This is a genomic window from Patulibacter defluvii (assembly GCF_034096925.1).
In the GTDB taxonomy this organism is placed as follows: Bacteria; Actinomycetota; Thermoleophilia; order Solirubrobacterales; family Solirubrobacteraceae; genus Patulibacter; species Patulibacter defluvii.
Genome location: NZ_JAWZSQ010000011.1, coordinates 129,323 through 145,682 on the forward strand (window position 1 = coordinate 129,323; position 16,360 = coordinate 145,682).

The 16,360-nt window shown below is 74.6% G+C and carries 12 protein-coding genes; 7 read left to right on the forward strand and 5 right to left on the reverse strand.

The features are described from left to right. Nucleotides 1-2: 2 nt before the first annotated feature. The 3 genes from SH587_RS13270 to SH587_RS13280 are packed head-to-tail and all read left to right on the forward strand — an operon-like array spanning nt 3 to nt 4,572. The gene (locus tag SH587_RS13270; protein ID WP_320671103.1) at nt 3-938 is read left to right on the forward strand and encodes a hydroxymethylglutaryl-CoA lyase; all 936 of its coding nucleotides are present in this window, start codon (nt 3-5) and stop codon (nt 936-938) included. Between the two features lie 2 nt (nt 939-940). Next, nucleotides 941-3,007: an acetyl/propionyl/methylcrotonyl-CoA carboxylase subunit alpha gene (locus SH587_RS13275; RefSeq protein ID WP_320671104.1), complete on the forward strand. Its 2,067-nt coding sequence runs from the start codon at nt 941-943 to the stop codon at nt 3,005-3,007. After that, the gene (locus tag SH587_RS13280; protein WP_320671105.1) at nt 3,004-4,572 is read left to right on the forward strand and encodes a carboxyl transferase domain-containing protein; all 1,569 of its coding nucleotides are present in this window, start codon (nt 3,004-3,006) and stop codon (nt 4,570-4,572) included. Before SH587_RS13275 ends, SH587_RS13280 begins: the two co-directional genes overlap by 4 nt. 6 nt (nt 4,573-4,578) lie before the next feature. Here the strand turns inward: SH587_RS13280 and SH587_RS13285 are convergent, their stop codons facing one another. Beyond that, nucleotides 4,579-5,832: a PucR family transcriptional regulator gene (locus tag SH587_RS13285; protein WP_320671106.1), complete on the reverse strand. Its 1,254-nt coding sequence runs from the start codon at nt 5,830-5,832 to the stop codon at nt 4,579-4,581. A 135-nt stretch (nt 5,833-5,967) separates the two neighbouring features. On the opposite strand from SH587_RS13285, the gene SH587_RS13290 reads away from it, so the two are divergent. After that, entirely contained in the window at nt 5,968-7,269 is a 1,302-nt protein-coding gene (locus tag SH587_RS13290) for a DUF445 domain-containing protein (RefSeq protein WP_320671107.1), read from the forward strand. 13 nt (nt 7,270-7,282) lie between these two features. Next, nucleotides 7,283-7,939 carry an Abi-alpha family protein gene (locus tag SH587_RS13295; RefSeq protein ID WP_320671108.1) on the forward strand — a complete coding sequence of 219 codons (657 nt, stop codon included), beginning with the start codon at nt 7,283-7,285 and terminating at the stop codon, nt 7,937-7,939. A gap of 7 nt (nt 7,940-7,946) precedes the next feature. On the opposite strand, the gene SH587_RS13300 is transcribed toward SH587_RS13295, so the two are convergent. The 3 genes from SH587_RS13300 to SH587_RS13310 all read right to left on the reverse strand — a co-directional run bounded on the left by SH587_RS13300 (nt 7,947) and on the right by SH587_RS13310 (nt 12,728). Continuing rightward, nucleotides 7,947-8,597: a TetR family transcriptional regulator gene (locus SH587_RS13300; RefSeq protein ID WP_320671109.1), complete on the reverse strand. Its 651-nt coding sequence runs from the start codon at nt 8,595-8,597 to the stop codon at nt 7,947-7,949. Next, the gene (locus SH587_RS13305) at nt 8,594-9,487 is read right to left on the reverse strand and encodes a crotonase/enoyl-CoA hydratase family protein (protein WP_320671110.1); all 894 of its coding nucleotides are present in this window, start codon (nt 9,485-9,487) and stop codon (nt 8,594-8,596) included. The genes SH587_RS13300 and SH587_RS13305 overlap by 4 nt, the downstream gene beginning before the upstream one ends. A 103-nt stretch (nt 9,488-9,590) precedes the next feature. Further along, nucleotides 9,591-12,728 carry a hypothetical protein gene (locus tag SH587_RS13310; RefSeq protein WP_320671111.1) on the reverse strand — a complete coding sequence of 1,046 codons (3,138 nt, stop codon included), beginning with the start codon at nt 12,726-12,728 and terminating at the stop codon, nt 9,591-9,593. Between the two features lie 168 nt (nt 12,729-12,896). On the opposite strand from SH587_RS13310, the gene SH587_RS13315 reads away from it, so the two are divergent. Then, nucleotides 12,897-14,096, forward strand: coding sequence for a low temperature requirement protein A (locus tag SH587_RS13315; RefSeq protein ID WP_320671112.1), 1,200 nt, complete (start codon nt 12,897-12,899; stop codon nt 14,094-14,096). Between the two features lies 1 nt (nt 14,097). Here the strand turns inward: SH587_RS13315 and SH587_RS13320 are convergent, their stop codons facing one another. After that, entirely contained in the window at nt 14,098-14,589 is a 492-nt protein-coding gene (locus tag SH587_RS13320) for a winged helix-turn-helix transcriptional regulator (RefSeq protein WP_320671113.1), read from the reverse strand. 60 nt (nt 14,590-14,649) lie between these two features. Here SH587_RS13320 and SH587_RS13325 point away from each other — a divergent pair, with 60 nt between their 5' ends. Then, a complete protein-coding gene (locus SH587_RS13325) occupies nt 14,650-16,113 on the forward strand; it encodes an MFS transporter (protein ID WP_320671114.1) in 1,464 nt (487 codons plus the stop codon). The last annotated feature ends 247 nt before the right edge of the window (nt 16,114-16,360 follow it).

The window sequence follows — 16,360 nt, forward strand, 5'->3', positions numbered from 1 at the left end:
CCATGACCACCAGCGACGGCTTCCCCGAGACGGTCCGGGTCCGCGAGGTCGGTCCCCGCGACGGCTTCCAGAACGAGCCGGAGACGATCTCCACCGACGACAAGGTCGCCCTGATCGACCGGCTGGCGCGGACCGGCCTGCGGCGGATCGAGCTGACCTCGTTCGTCCGCCCCGACGTGATCCCGCAGCTGGCCGACGGGGCCGAGGTGCTGCGCCGGATCGACGTGCCCGAGGGCGTCTCGCGCTCGGTCCTGATCCCCAACGAGCGCGGGCTCGACAACGCGCTGGCGCTGCGCGACCGCTTCGACGAGGCGTCGGTCTTCCTCTCCGCCTCCGAGACCCACAACCGCAAGAACGTCAACCGCTCGATCGACGAGTCGCTGGCCGGGCTGGAGCGGGTGGTGGCCCGGGCGCGCGAGGCCGGGCTGCGGGTCGAGGCGGTGATCGCCACCTCCTTCGGCTGCCCCTACGAGGGCGAGGTTCCCGCCGAGCGCGTGCGCGAGATCGCCGCCCGGCTGCGCGACTTCGGCGCCCAGGAGATCGGCTTCGGCGACACCACCGGGATGGCCAACCCCCGCCAGGTGCGGCGGTTCTTCGCCGAGGCGGCGGAGGCCCTCGGCGGCGAGGTCGAGCTGACCGCGCACTTCCACAACACCCGCGGCCAGGGCCTGGCCAACGTCGTCGCCGCGCTCGAGGCCGGCTGCACGTCGTTCGAGTCGAGCTTCGGCGAGCTGGGCGGCTGCCCGGTCCCGGCCGGGGCGACCGGCAACATCGCCAGCGAGGACCTGGTCTCGATGCTGCACGAGATGGGGATCGCGACCGGGATCGACCTGCCGAAGCTGCTCGAGGCGAGCCGCGCCGTCCAGCGGGTGCTGGGCCGGCCGCTCGGCTCGCACACGCTGGTGGCCGGGCCGATCGACTGGCACGGAGAGGCATGAGCATGGGGTTCGATCGGGTCCTGATCGCCAACCGCGGCGAGATCGCCGTCCGGATCGCCGCCACGCTGCGGCGGCTCGGCGTCGAGTCGGTCGCCGTCCACGCCCCGCAGGACGCGGGCGCGCCGCACGTCGCGGCCTGCGACCACGCGGTCGCGCTGCGGGCCGACGGCGACCGCTCGCCCTACCTGGACGTCGCCCAGCTGCTCGACGTCGCCCGCCGCACCGGCAGCCAGGCCGTCCACCCCGGCTACGGCTTCCTGGCCGAGCGGGCCGACGCCGCCCAGGCGTTCGAGGACGCCGGGGTCGCCTGGATCGGCCCGACGCCGGCCGCGATCGACCTGCTCGGCGACAAGATCGCGTCGAAGCGGACCGCCGCCGAGGCCGACGTCCCCGTGGTCCCGGGCCTCCAGGGCGAGGACGTGAGCGTCGACCAAGTGCAGGCGTTCGCCGCCGAGGCGGGGCTGCCGCTGCTGCTGAAGGCCTCGGCCGGCGGCGGCGGCAAGGGCATGCGGCGGGTCGACGCGGCCGACCAGATCGCGCCCGCCGTCGACGCCGCCCGCCGCGAGGCGCTGGCCGCCTTCGGCCGCGCCGAGCTGCTGGTCGAGCGGCTGGTCGAGCCGGCCCGCCACGTCGAGGTCCAGATCGCCGCCGACGCCCACGGCGGGGTCTGGGCGATCGGCGAGCGCGAGTGCAGCCTCCAGCGCCGCCACCAGAAGCTGATCGAGGAGTCGCCGGCGCCGCACCTGCCCGACGACGTCCGCCGCGACCTCCACGCCGCCGCCGTCCGGCTGGCCGCCGCCGCCGGCTACCGCAACCTCGGCACCGTCGAGTTCCTGGTCGAGTCGGGGGTCGAGGCGCCGCGCTTCTTCTTCCTGGAGATGAACGCCCGGCTCCAGGTCGAGCACCCGGTGACCGAGCTGGTCCACGGGCTCGACCTGGTCGAGCTGCAGCTGCGGATCGCGAACGGCGAGCGGCTCGACCTGGCCGCCGCCCTCGGGGAGCACGGCCCCCTGCTGACGCCGGTCGGCCACGCGATCGAGGCCCGGATCTGCGCCGAGCGGATCGCCGTCGGCGCCGGCGGGACGGGGCAGTTCCTGCCCGCCACCGGCCCGGTCGTCGGCTACGCCGAGCCGCGCGGCGCGGGCGTCCGCGTCGACTCCGGCCTGGCCACCGGCAGCGAGGTGACGACCGCCTTCGACCCGATGCTGATGAAGGTGATCGCCTACGGCCGCGACCGGGCCCAGGCCCGCGACCGGCTCGACCGCGCGCTCGACGAGCTGACCGTGCTCGGCGTCCAGACCAACGCCGGCTTCCTGCGGCGGCTGCTGGCCCGGCCGGAGGTGGTCGAGGGCCGCACCACCACCACGATGGTCGAGGCGCTGCTGGCCGACCCGGAGGCCGCCGGCGGGCTCCAGCAGCCGCCGGCCGCCGCCACCGCCCGCGCGGCGACCGCCGCTGCGGCCTGGCGCCACCACGAGCTGGAGGAGCGCTCCGGCGGCGCCGCGGCCTCGCCCTTCGACCGCCGCGACGGCTGGCGGATCGGTCCGCCGGCGGCGGCGCGGCTGCGGCTGCTCGACGCCGACGACGAGCCGCTGGCGCTCTCCGCGCGGGTGGTCGACGGCGCGCTCGAGGTGACCGTCGACGAGGCCGACCCGCGCCGCGCGAGCGTCGCGATCGTCCCGGCCGAGCCGGGCGCCCCGCGGCGGCTGGACGTCGGCGACGGCGAGGGCGCCGCCCGCTGGTCGGTCGCCCGCGACGGCGAGTGGCTGTGGATCCACGGCCCCGACGGCACCTGGTCGTGGCGCGACGCGCCTGAGGCGTCGGCCGCCGCGGCCCACGGGTCGGGCAGCCTGGAAGCGCCGCTGCCGGGCGTCGTGATCGCGATCAAGGCCCAGCCGGGCGACGTCGTCACCGCCGGCACGCCGGTGGTGGTGGTCGAGTCGATGAAGATGGAGCTGGATGTGACGGCGCCCTACGACGGCGTCGTCCAGTCGGTCGACGTGGCCGTCGGCGAGCACGTGCAGCGCGGCCAGGTGCTGGCCGCCGTCGAGCAGGAGGACCAGGCATGACCAACCGCGAGCAGCACCTGGAGCTGATCGGCGACCTCGAGACGCGGCTGACGCGGATCGCGGCCGGCGGCGGCGAGCGGGCGCGCCAGCGTCACGTCGACCGCGGCAAGCTGCTCCCGCGCGAGCGGATCGATCGCCTGGTCGACCCCTTCAGCCCGTTCCTGGAGCTGGCCCCGCTGGCCGCCGAGGAGGTCTACGACGACGACGTCCCCGCCGCCGGCGTGATCGCCGGGATCGGCCGCGTCCACGGCCGCGAGGTCCTGATCATCGCCAACGACGCGACGGTCAAGGGCGGCACCTACTACCCGCTGACGGTCAAGAAGCACCTGCGGGCCCAGGAGGTGGCGCTGGAGAACCGGCTGCCGTGCATCTACCTGGTCGACTCCGGCGGGGCCTTCCTGCCGAAGCAGGACGAGGTCTTCCCCGACAAGGAGCACTTCGGGCGGATCTTCTACAACCAGGCCCGCCTCTCGCGCGAGGGGATCGCCCAGATCGCCGCGGTGATGGGCTCGTGCACCGCCGGCGGCGCCTACGTGCCGGCGATGAGCGACGAGACGATCATCGTCCGCCAGCAGGGCACGATCTTCCTCGGCGGCCCGCCGCTGGTGAAGGCGGCCACCGGCGAGGAGGTCTCGGCCGAGGAGCTGGGCGGCGGCGAGCTGCACGCCCGCACCTCGGGCGTCGTCGACCACCTGGCCGAGGACGACGAGCACGCGCTCCAGATCGTCCGCCGGATCGTCTCGACCCTGCCCGCCGGCCGCGACGGCGTCGCGCCCTGGGAGCAGCGGACGCCCGAGCCGCCGGCCGAGGATCCGGAGTCGCTGCTCGACGTGGTGCCGGTCGACACCCGCGAGCCCTACGACGCCCGCGAGCTGATCGCGCGGGTCGTCGACGGCAGCCGCCTGCACGAGTTCAAGCCGCTCTACGGCGACACGCTGGTGACCGGCTTCGCCCACGTGATGGGCCACCCGGTGGCGATCCTGGCCAACAACGGGATCCTCTTCCGCGAGTCGGCGCTGAAGGCGGCCCACTTCATCGAGCTGGCCGACGAGCGCGGGATCCCGCTGCTCTTCCTGCAGAACATCGCCGGCTACATGGTCGGCCGCGAGTACGAGGCCGGCGGGATCGCCAAGGACGGGGCGAAGATGGTGGCCGCCGTCGCCTGCGCCCGGGTCCCGAAGCTGACGGTGATCGTCGGCGGCTCGCACGGGGCCGGCAACTACGGCATGTGCGGCCGCGCGTACCAGCCGCGGTTCCTCTGGATGTGGCCGAACGCGCGGATCAGCGTGATGGGCGGCGAGCAGGCGGCGACCGTCCTGACGACCGTCCGCGAGACCCAGCTGGCCGCGCGCGGGATCGACTTCCCGGACGAGGAGCGCGAGGCGATGGCCGCCCCGGTCCGGGCCCAGTTCGAAGAGCAGGGCAACCCGGTCTACGCCTCGGCGCGGCTGTGGGACGACGGCATCATCGACCCGCGCGACACCCGCCGGGTGCTGGGGCTGGCGCTCGACGCCTGCGCCAACGCGCCGCTCGACCCGGTCCGCCGGCCGCTGTTCCGGATGTAGCCGCGGTCAGGCCTGCTCGGCCGCGCCGAGCAGGTCGGCCAGCCGCAGCGCCGCCGAGAGCGCCAGCGGGTCGTCGCCGAGCGGCCGCCCGAGCAGCGCCTCGGCCCGCCGGACGCGGTACTTGACGGTGTTCTCGTGGACGCCGAGCCGGCGGGCGGCGGCGACGTGGCTGCCGCGCTCCTCCAGGAACGTGCGCAACGTCACCCGCACCCGCCGGGTCTGGTCGTCCTCCTCGCCGAGCGCGCCGAGCCGGGTCTCGACGAACCGCCGCGCGCGGTCGGCGTCGCTGGTCATCAGCGCCAGCAGGTCGACGTCGCGGTAGCGGACGGCGCGCGGGGTGCGGGCGGCCAGCCCGGCCACGCGGCGGGCCTCGGTCGCGTCGCGGTGGCTGCGGGTGAAGCCGGTCGGGCCCTCGGCCGGGGCGCCGAGCGCGACGTGCACGCGGACCTCGTCGGGGCCGACCGCCGGCGGCGGGGGCGGGACGTCGTCGAGCGGCCGGTCGGCCGCCACCCACGCCCACAGCAGCCGGCCGCCGGCGGCGATCCGCAGCAGCCGGCCGCCGCCCAGGTGATCGGCGATCCGCTGGGCCTCGGCCTCCAGCCGGCTGAGCGGCTCCTCGCCCGGATCGCCGCCCTCGGCCCACAGCAGCAGCGCCACGTGGTGGCCGCGGAGCGGGTGGCCGAGCCGCCGCTCGGCCGCGTCGACGTCGACCGGCTCCTCGCGCAGCAGCGCCTCGACCACCTCGGCCCGGGCCAGCTCGGCGCTGCGCACCAGCCGCGCCCGCTCGCCCAGGTACAGCTCGGTGATCCCGGCCGAGAGCGTGTCGATGTAGCCGAAGCTCAGCTCGACCAGGGTCTCCGAGGCCAGCCCGAGCAGCTGCGGATCGTCGATCGCCGCCCGCAGCTGGCTGAGCATCTCCTGGACGACCACGCCGTGGGCCAGCCGGTGGGCCCGCAGCAGCGAGCCGACCGGGCGGTTGCGGCGGACCCAGGCGCGGGCGACGGCGACGGTCGCGGCCGGGATCGCCACCTCGCGCGGGACCTCGCGGGCCAGCAGCACCTCGAGCCAGGCGTCGGTCCCCTCGCGGGTCGCGCGGGTCAGGTCGTCGACGATCTCGGGCTCGTCGGCGAGCGAGTCGATCCGGGCGACCAGGTGGTCGGTCAGCCGCTCGGCCAGCGGGTCGAGGGCCGCGCGCATCCGCGTCACCGCGTCGCGCAGGGCCGGCGTCAGGCGGGGGTCCGGGGCGTCGTCCGACTCCACGAGCGCAGCCTATGCGGGCCGGGGGTGGCCCGACTGTCCTGCCCGGCCAAGGGTCCGCCCGCCGTTGTCCGGAGAGGACGAGCGACCGCCCCGGGACCGGCCGTACGGTCGCTCCATGACCAGCCGGAGCACGCGATGACCACCGCGACCTTCACCCTCTTCGGCGTCGGCCTGGCCGGGCTGTCGATCCCGTTCTTCACCGCGGTGATCGGCTACGTCACGAACTGGACCGGCGTCTGGATGCTCTTCAACCCGCTCGAGTTCCACGGCTTCCGGGTCCCCGGGATGCGCTGGCTCGGGCCGCGGCTGCCGCGGCGGCTGCGGACGGTGCCGGTCGGCCTCGCCGACGGCCGCTTCGGCTGGCAGGGGATCATCCCCTCGCGGGCCGCCAAGATGGGCTCGATCGCCGTCGACAAGGGCCTGGCCCGGCTCGGCGGCGCGGCCGACTTCTACCGCGAGCTGCAGCCGGCCCAGATCGCCGAGCACCTGGAGCGCTCGGTCGCGCCGCAGATCCCCGAGATGGTCGACGAGACCGTCCGCGCCCGCTACGGCGGACTCTGGGACCGGGTGCCCGACCGCGTCCGTCGCTCGGTCCAGGAGCGGGCCGCGCAGGAGCTGCCCACGGTGCTGCGCCGCGTCACCGACGAGATCGGCGAGCAGGTCGACGAGATGCTCGACATCAAGCTGATGGTGATCCGGCGGATGGCGGAGCGACCGCAGCTGGCCAACCGGGTCTTCCAGGAGGTCGGCGAGCGCGAGCTGCGGATGATCATCCGGCTCGGCTTCGTCTTCGGCTTCCTGTTCGGGATCCCGCTGGTGGTGATCATGAGCGTCTTCCCCCACTGGTGGGTGGTGGTGCTCGGCGGGATCGTGATCGGCTGGGTCACGAACTGGCTGGCGATCGAGGCGATCTTCTCGCCGCTGGAGCCGCGCAAGATCGGCCCCTTCACCGTCCACGGGCTCTTCATCCGCCGCCAGCACGACGTCGCGACGATCTACGCCTCGATCATCGCCGACGAGGTGCTGACGGTCTCCAACCTGGCCGACGACCTGCTGCACGGCCCCAAGTCCGACCGCACCCGGGCGATGATCGAGCGCGAGCTGACGCCGGTGCTCGACAACGCCCTCGGGCGGGCGCGGGTCGCGGTGCGGGCGGCGGTCGGGGGCGACGACTACGCCTCGATCGGCGCCGACCTGGCGCGGCGCTCGACCGAGCGGGCGCTGGCGCCGCTGGCCGACGCCGACCTCAACCAGCGGCAGGGCGTCCACATCCGGCGGATGCTCACCGACCGGATGCGCGAGCTCAGCCACCCCGAGTTCGCCGAGCTGCTGCGGGCCGCGATGAAGGAGGACGAGTGGCTGCTGCTGCTGCACGGCGGCGTCCTCGGCATCGTCGGCGGGCTCGCCCACCTGGCCGTCTTCGGCACCCACGTCTGAGGAGGAGAGAACCATGCTGCGAGTGCTGCGCCTGCCGATCGACATCGCCGACTCGATGACCCGCGCCGGGGTCCGCGAGCTGCGCCGGGGCCTCGGCCTGGACCGCGACGAGGCCCGGCCGGCGGTCGCCGCCCCGACGGCGCCGACCGTGGTCGCGTCGCGCCCGGTGGCGGGCGCCAACGGCCACGACCGCGCGCTGGCCGACCGCTTCGGGCGGCTGCTGGAGGCGTCGTCGGCGACCGGGGCCGAGGACGGCCGGACCGCGGCGCTGCTGCGGGTCGTCGAGCAGCTGACGCCGGACGAGGCGCGGGTGCTGCGGCTGCTGGCCGAGCGCGGTCCGCAGCCGACGCTCGACGTGCGGGTCCGCGACGGCCGCGGCGGGGGCGAGACCGCCGTGCTGGCCGGCGCGACGCTGGCCGTCCGCGAGGCCGGCGTGCGGTCGGCGGTCGACCCGGCGGTGCTGCTGGCCGACCTCGACCGGCTGGGGCTGGCCGCGATCAGCGCCGAGCCGCTCGAGGGCGACCGGCCCTACGAGGTGCTGGAGGCCCAGCCCGAGGTGACCAACGCCCGCGCCCGCAAGCGCAGCCGGATGGTCCGCGGGCGGCTGGCGCTGACGCCGCTCGGCTGCGAGTTGGCGCGGGCGGCCGGGCTCGACGCGGGCGCGGAGTGAGCGGCGCTCAGGGGGCCGCGGTCGGCCACGGCCGGCGGCCCTCGGGGTCGAGCAGCGCCCGGCCGACCCGCAGCGCCGCGTCGACGATCTCGGCCGGCGGCGGGGGCGGCTCGCGGGCCAGCGCCTCGGCCAGCATCGTCCGCAGGCCGCCGATGATCGCGGCCGCGGCCAGCCCGGCGTCGACGGCCGGGTCGAGCTCGCCGGCGCGCTGGCCGTGGCGGATGTTGCGGGCGGCGGCGGTCACGTGCTCGCGCAGGCGGGCGGCGTCGGCGCGGGTGGCGGCGGCGTCGTGCAGCAGGCCGGTGGCGATCGGCCGGCCGAGCGGGTGGGCGTAGAGGAAGCCGACCTCGCGGGCCAGCCGCAGCGCCTCCCGCTCGGGCCAGCCGGCGTCGGGCGGCAGCGCCGCGTCGCCCTCCAGCGAGCGGTCGAAGACCTCGGCGGCGTACTGGTCGTAGAAGGCGTCGACGACCGCCGCCACCAGCCCGTCCTTGCCGGCGAAGTAGCGGTAGAGGACGCTCTGGGCGACGCCGGCGCGGGCGGCGACGGCGGCGACCTCGGCGCTGCCGTGGCGGCGCAGCTCCTCGGCGGCGGCGGCCAGCAGGCGCTCGCGGGTGGCCCGGCCCTTGGGGGTCAGGGCCGGGCCGGCGTCGTCGCTCACGGGACGATCACGTGGTCCGGGTTCGGGCGCCGCTCAGGCGGGGCCTGGCCGTAGTCGCCGAAGGCCCGGTCGCGCTCGGCGACGACGGCGGGCACGCCCTCGCGCTCGGCGCGGTCGATGAAGGCGAGCGCGTCAGGCGTGTTGCGCATCAGCCCGTCGAGGATCGGGCCGAGGGTCTGGGTCGAGTGCAGGCCCATGTTCTCGTAGACCTGGTTGACGATCAGCTTCTGGGCGGCGAGCTGGCTGGACGGGATCCGGGCCAGGTCGGCGGCCAGCGCGGCGACGGTCGACTCCAGCTCGGCGAAGGGCACGGCGCGGTTGATCAGCTCGGCGTCGGCGGCCTCGCGACCGCTGAAGGGGCGGCCGGTGAGGGCGTGCTCCTTGGCCTTGGTCAGGCCCAGCCGGTAGAGCCACATGCCGGACAGGTAGGCGCCCCACATCCGGCTGTAGGGGGTGCCGATCACCGCGTCCTCGCTGGCCACGACCAGGTCGGCGCAGAGCGCGAAGTCGCTGCCGCCGCCGACGCACCAGCCGTGGACCTGCGCGATCACCGGCTTCGGGCAGCGCCAGATGCTCATGAACTGCTGGGTGGGGGAGACCTGCGGCGCGGTCGCCATCACGAAGTCCTTGCCGGGATCCCAGTGCCCGTCGGTCTCCAGCATCTCGCCCCAGTGCTTGAAGCCGTCGCCGAAGTCGTAGCCGGCGCAGAACGCCCGCCCGGCCCCGCGGACCACGATCACCTTCACGTCGCCGTCGCGGGTGGCGCGGGCGACGGCGGCCTCCAGCTCCTCCGGCATCGGCGGGACGATCGTGTTCAGCCGCTGCGGCCGGTTGAGCGTGATCGTCGCGACCGGGCCGTCGGTGGCGTAGAGCAGGGTCTCGAAGGTCATGGCCTCCGTTCTATCAGAAGTGAAGTCACTTCTTGCAATGGTGCCGAGGACCGGGGCGCGTTCCGAACCACTGCGGTTCGAAACGCGCCTCGGTCCCGCGAGGTCAGCGCAGCTTCACCGTCTTGCTGACGGTGGCCGCGCGGTAGCGACCGTCCTTCGGCACCGAGACCGCGACCTTCGCGGTCTTCGCCTTGGCGCAGGCGCCGGTCAGGCGGACGCCGGCGCGGTAGCGGCCCTTCTTCGGGAGCGCCGAGCCGCGGGCGGTCGACTTGCCGCAGGTCACCCGGACGCTGACGCGCTTCTTGGCCGTCTTCACCAACGTCCCGGCCACGGTCAGCGTCGAGCCGCTGCGGCGGGCCGAGCCGATCCGCAGCTTCGGCGTCGGACCGCAGGCGGTGGCGATCGTCGGCTTGGCGGTCGGGGCGGTCTTGCCGTTGTGGCCGGCCATCCGCACGCTGGCCTTCAGCGACGAGTACGAGCAGAGATCGCGGTTGGTGGCGATGATCCCGTGCTTGCCGCCGTTGATGGTCAGGGTGAACTTCGTGATCGGCGCGTCCGGGATCGCCCCGAACGTGGTCACCAGCCGCTTGCCGCTGATCGCCGACGTGGCCCGCAGGAAGATCGTCGTCTCCCCCCGCAGCGGCACGAAGAGCGTCGGCAGGGTCTTGATCTCCTGACCGGTCTTCGGGTCGGTGCGGATGCCCTTCACGAAGTAGACCGGGCCCTTCAGCGGCTGGTCGAGGATCGGCGTCTCCGCCACGGCGGTGCCGACCATCGAGGCCGGCGGGCACTTGTCGCGCGCGGCGTCGGCCTTCTCGCACAGGCCCTGGGCGTTGGCGGCCGCGAGGGCCACCTGCTGCGGCAGCGCCACGCTGGTCGACTTGACGCCGGCCTCGCCCTCGCGCTGGGTGACGGTCGCCACCACCCGCGGGTGGCGGAGCTTGCGCATCTCGCGGTTGTCGCGGAACGACAGCGCGATCCTCGGCTGGAACGGCAGCGACGCGCAGTCGGCGAAGGCCAGCCCGGCCGAGCGCTGGACCGCGGCCCCGAGCGCCGAGGTCAGATCGGTCGTGATCTGGCCGGTCCCGCACGAGGTCGGGTTGCGCATGAAGCCCTGGCGGTCGACGTTCAGCTGCAGGTTGCGCAGCCGCAGGACGATCCCCTCCTTGATCTGGGGCAGTGGATCGCTGACCACCGAGACCTGGGCGGTGTCGGGATCGATCCGCAGCGACTGGCGGACCACGACGTTGCCGAGGTCGTAGGGGCCGGCGACGGCGCGGATGATGTTGACCGTGCCGAACGAGCCGCCGTTGTAGCCGCCCGTCAGGTAGACGGGGCCGGAGAGCGGGTAGGGCGCGTCACCGGGGCCGGCGGTCACCGAGGTGGTGCCGATCCGCGACGACTCCGGGCACGCCTCGGCCGCGACCTGGGCCTCGCTGCAGCGGGTCACGCCCTTCAGCTTGGCCAGCATCCCGGGCGGCAGCTTGGCGCTGATCCCGCTCAGGAACTGGTGGCCGTCGGGACGGGTGAAGTCGACCCGCAGCGGGGCGTAGGCGCCGGACTTGCCCGACGCCGCCGTGGCACCGAAGCCGGGGGCGAAGGGGAAGCCGTCGCAGCCGACGACCGAGACCGACGGGCTGCTGACGACCGCCGCGTTGCCCGACCACGGGGTCAGGGTGCTGGCGCCGGTGGCCGTGCCGCAGGTCTGCGGCGTGGCGATGATCGCCTTCGACCCGCCGTCGAAGTCGAGCTTGAACTGCGAGAACGGCAGCTGCGGGTTGTCGTCGAAGACGGCGGTCACCTGGCCGGTGACCGGGTCGGGGTGGACGTCGCCCTTGAGCCGGATGCTGACCCCGTAGCCGTCGGCGTTGACGAACAGCCGGTAGCGGTTGCCCGGTTCGGGCTGGCCGACGTAGACGGCGCCGGTCAGCGGATTCGCGAGGGCGGGGCTCTTGATCGAGACGAGCCCGATCTTCGAGGCGGCCGAGCAGCCGATCGGATCGTTGGTGCCCTTGCCGAACTGGGCGTCGGTGCAGGCCTCGAGCCCGGTGGCCGCCGACGGGCTGATCGTCATCCCGGGCGGCAGCGTGACGGCGACCTTCTTCACGTGGGCGGTGGCGAGGGTGCCGGTGTCGCTGGTCTGCGGCACGTCGAGCGTGACCCCGAGCGGCGCCGGCGCGTCGCGCTGGACCTCGCTCGGACCGAAGGTCGTGGTCTGGCCGAACGGCACCTGGTCGCAGCCGGTCAGGCCGACGCCGGGCGCCGACTCGACGGTGTAGTCCTGCGTGTCGCGGTCGCCCTGGTACGAGTCGAGGGTGAGGGTGGCCTGCTTGGGGCCGTCGCAGACGGTGGGGGAGTTGAGGAAGGCGGCGGTGGTGTCGGTGATGCCGGTGGCGCCGGTGGACGGCCTCGGGGGAGCCAGCGGGATCGGGACCCCTCCGGGCGCCGGCGTCGGCTGGGTTCCGCCGTTGAACGAGAGCAGCATGAGACTCGCCGCTCCGCGATCGCCATCGTGGGACGTGGCGCCGGGCCCACCCCAGAACGTCAGCGTCGAGCCGGTCAGGGTGGGGGTGAGGTCGGCCGGGTTCGCCGGATCAGGGCGGGAAACGTGGTTGATCGTGAAGTACAGGCCGTTGTCGCTCGGGCGCATCGCGCCTTCGATGTCGACGATGTGGCCGCTGCCGCCCGGGGCCTGCGACGGATTGAACGAGAAGCGCGCGAGTTGCCCCGCCTCCACGTCCATGTTGTAGAGGCCGACGTTCAACGCCAGGTCAGCCCGAGTTCCGGCGGGCTTGCCGAACGGATTGGTAGGCCCACCAGGTGTGCCCCCGTCACTGATGATCCTGCTGAGGCGCAGGGTGACCCTGCCGATCTGCGAGGCCGGCGGACAGGCGTTCGCCTCGAGCTGGGCCTGGGCGCAGTGCGGGATCGCCTCGGGGTTCGGCACCAGACCCTGCGGCGTGTCGACCCGGATCGTCTGCGTCTGTCCGTCGTTGTTGCCGTTGGCCAGCTTCTTCGTGTCGAAGCTGATGATCCCCTGATACGGATGACCACCGGCCTGGGCCTCGAACGTCGTCCCGTCCTGCTTGACGATCTTCGCCGAGAAGTCGTCGATCTCGTAGGCCTGGGCGGTCGAGGCCAGGCCGAGCGCGCCGATCAGCGGCAGGCCGATCGCGGTCGCCAGCAGTCGGCGGCGGGGGCGCCTGCGACAGCCGCCGCCCTCTCCAAGTACATCGTTCACGCGGATGCGTCCTCTCCTGACGATGGGGGTGAAGCGCGAGCAGGCTACGGTCGCTCCCCGTACGCTGTCCAGCACGGAGCCGTCTGCGGACCCGTTTCTGGACGGACGGTCGATCCGGCGGGCGGTTGGCGCGCCGGCGCTCGCCCGTCGGGCTGGGAAGATGACGCCGTGAGCACGAGCGACGCCCGACCACGCGTGGCCCCCGTCCTGCGCGGCGAGGAAGCCCGGGTCAAGCCCCTGGAGCTGTTCTTCGACCTGGTCTTCGTGCTCGCCCTCACCCAGTGCACCGCGCTGATGGCCGAGAACCCGACCTGGGAGGGGCTGGCCCGCGGCGTCCTGATCCTCGGCGTGCTGTGGTGGTCATGGGTCGGCTACGCCTGGCTGACCAGCGTGATCGACCCCGAGGAGGGCCTGGTCCGGATCGTCTTCTTCGTCTCGATGGGGGCGCTGCTGGTCGCCGCCCTCAGCGTCCACGACGCGTTCGGCGACCTCGGGCTGCTGTTCGCGGCGATGCTGCTGATCGTCCGCGCCTCGCACATCCTGCTCTTCATCAGCTGCAGCCGCGACGACCCCGACCTGCGCCGCTCGGTCACCGGGCTGGCGATCGGGACCACGATCGGGGTCGGGCTGCTGGTCGCCGCCTCGTTCCTCGACGGCCCGGCCCAGGGCGCGCTCTGGGCGCTGGCCCTGCTGCTCGACATGGGCGAGCCCTACATCTTCGGCAGCGACGGCTGGAAGCTGATCCCCGGCCACTTCGCCGAGCGCCACGGGCTGATCGTGATCATCGCCCTCGGCGAGTCGATCGTCGCGATCGGCGTCGGGGCCGAGAACCACGTCGACGCCGGGATCGTGGCCGCCGCCGCGCTCGGGATCGCCGTCGCGGCCACGCTCTGGTGGGCCTACTTCGACGTCGTCGCGCTGGTCGCCGAACGGCGGCTGCACCACGCCGCCGCCGGCCGCGAGCGCAACGAGATCGCCCGCGACTCCTTCTCCTACCTGCACTTCCCGATGGTCGCCGGGATCGTGCTGCTGGCGCTCGGCCTGAAGAAGACGCTCGGCCACGTCGACGACCCGCTGAAGATCGTCCCCGCCTTCGCGCTGCTCGGCGGCCTGGCCCTCTACCTGCTGGCCCACGTCGCCTTCCGCTGGCGCAACGTCCACCGCTTCAGCCGCCACCGGCTGCTGGTGGCGGTGGTGCTGCTGGCGCTGCTGCCGGCGGCGGTCGAGCTGCCGGCGCTGGCGACGCTGGCGATCGTGACCGCGCTGATGATCGGGCTGATCGCCTACGAGACGATCCGCTTCCGCGACCTGCGCGACAAGATGCGCCACGAACTGGCCTTCGACCCGCCCTCGCCGGCGGGCCACTAGCTCAGGCCGACGCCGGGATCCGCGGCCCCGTCAGCCCCCGCGCCGTCATCGCCGGGCCGGGGATCGAGCGCAGGTCACGGGACTCCAGCCGCGCGCCGCAGCGGTCGCAGATCAGGTGGTCGTCGGGATGTCCGCCGCAGCCGCGGTGCTCGACGATCCGCGGCGGCCCCTCGGGCTCGGGGTAGTGGCGGTCGCCCCACTGCATCAGGTGGTGGAGCAGCGGCCACAGCGCCCGCCCCTTCTCGGTCAGGTGGTATTCGTCGCGCGGCGGCCGCTGGCTGTAGGGCCGCCGCTCCAGCACGCCCTCGTCGACCAGCCGGTTGAGCCGCGTGGTGAGGACGCTGCGGGTGATCCCGAGCGACTCCTGGAGCGCGTCGAAGCGGTGATCGCCGAGGAAGACGCTGCGGACGACCAGCAGCGTCCAGCGCTCGCCGACGACCTCGAGCGCGCGGGCGATCGAGCAGAGCTGGGTGTCGTACTCGCGACCAAGCACGAGCCCAGTCTAGCGGATGAGTCGTTTGAAGCGACTTACTTTGGTACGGTGCGTCGCGTCATGCGACTCACCGTGCCGGCCACCGCCTCCGACCCACCCGCTCCCGTCGCCCGCCCGGGGGTCGTGCTGCTCGTCGTCGCGGCGGCGGTCTTCCTGGCCAGCCTCGACCTGTTCATCGTCAACGTCGCCTTCCCCGACATCGAGCAGCGCTTCGCGGGCAGCTCGATCGGCACCCTCTCCTGGGTCCTCAACGGCTACGCGATCGTCTTCGCGGCGCTGCTCGTCCCGACCGGCCGGATCGCCGACCGGGTCGGCCGGCGAGCGGTCTTCCTGGCCGGGCTGCTGGTCTTCGTCCTCGCCTCCGCGGCCTGCGCGGCGGCCTGGTCGGTCGCGGCGCTGGTCGCCTTCCGGGCGGTCCAGGCGACCGGCGCGGCGCTGCTGATGGCGACCTCGCTGGCGCTGCTGCTCGACGCCTTCCCGCCCGAGCGGCGGGCGGGGGCGATCGGCGCCTGGGCCGCGGTCGGCGGGGTCGCCGCGGCGCTCGGTCCGCCGCTCGGCGGGCTGCTGGTCGAGCTCTCCTGGCGCTGGGTCTTCCTGGTCAACCTGCCGGTCGGGATCGCGGCGCTGGTCGTCGGCCTGCGGGTCCTGCGCGAGTCGCGCGACGAGCACGACCGCCGCTGGCCCGACGCGCTCGGCACCGGGCTGCTGCTGGCCGGCGTCGCCGCCGTCGCCTGGGCGCTGGTCGAGGCGCCCGACCATGGCTGGGGGAGCGGCCGGACGCTGATCGTGCTCGCCGCCGGCGTGGTCGCGCTGGTGCTGGTCGTCGTCCGATCGGCCACGGTCGGCGAGCGGCGGGTGCCGGTGGTCGACCTGGAGATGCTGCGGGTGCGGCCGTTCGCGCTCGCCTCGCTGGCGGCGCTGCTCTTCACCGCCGCCTTCGCCGCGATGCTGCTGGGCCTGGTGCTGCTGCTGACCGGCCCCTGGCGGATGTCGGTCCTGACCGCCGGCCTGGCGATCGCGCCGGGGCCGCTGATGGCCGCGGCCTTCGCCGTCCCGTCGGGGCGGCTGGCCCAGCGCCACGGGGCGGGCCCGGTCGCGATCGCGGGCGCCGCGACCTTCGCCGTCGGCTGCGGCTGGTGGCTGTGGCGGGCGGGGCTGGAGCCGGACTACGCCGCCGCGGTGCTGCCGGGGATGCTGCTGACCGGGATCGGCGTCGGCCTCTTCCTGCCCAGCGTCTCGACCGCGGTCGCCACGACCCTGCCGCCGCAGCGGCTGGCGACCGGCTCGGCCGTGCTGAGCGCCGCGCGCCAGCTGGGCGCGGTGCTCGGGGTCGCGATCCTGGTCGGGATCTACGGCCACCCCGCTCCCGGCGAGCTGCTCGACGCGTTCCGCGGCGGCTGGACGCTGATGGTCGTCGCCGCGGCGCTGGCGGCGCTGGTCGCGACCGGGATCGGTCGCGCCCGCCACGCCGCCGTGGTCCCCGCCGAACGTCACACGCCGGCGGTCTCGTCCTCGGGGGCGTGACGTTCGCCCCCGAGGGGGTGGGCGAACGTCGCACGGGGCGTGGGGCGCGGCGGGCGCGTGACGTTCGCCCCGCCCCGCCCCCGTCGGGCGCGCTAGCGCCCGCCGCGCGGGCCGCCGGAGCGGCGCCCGCCGCCGCTGCCGCTGCGGCCCCGACCACGACCCCGGCCGCCGCCGCCCTCGAGGCTGCGGGCGCCGTCCTGGCCGCCGCGGCCGATCGCCGACGGGCGCCCCTGGCCGCCGCCGCGCC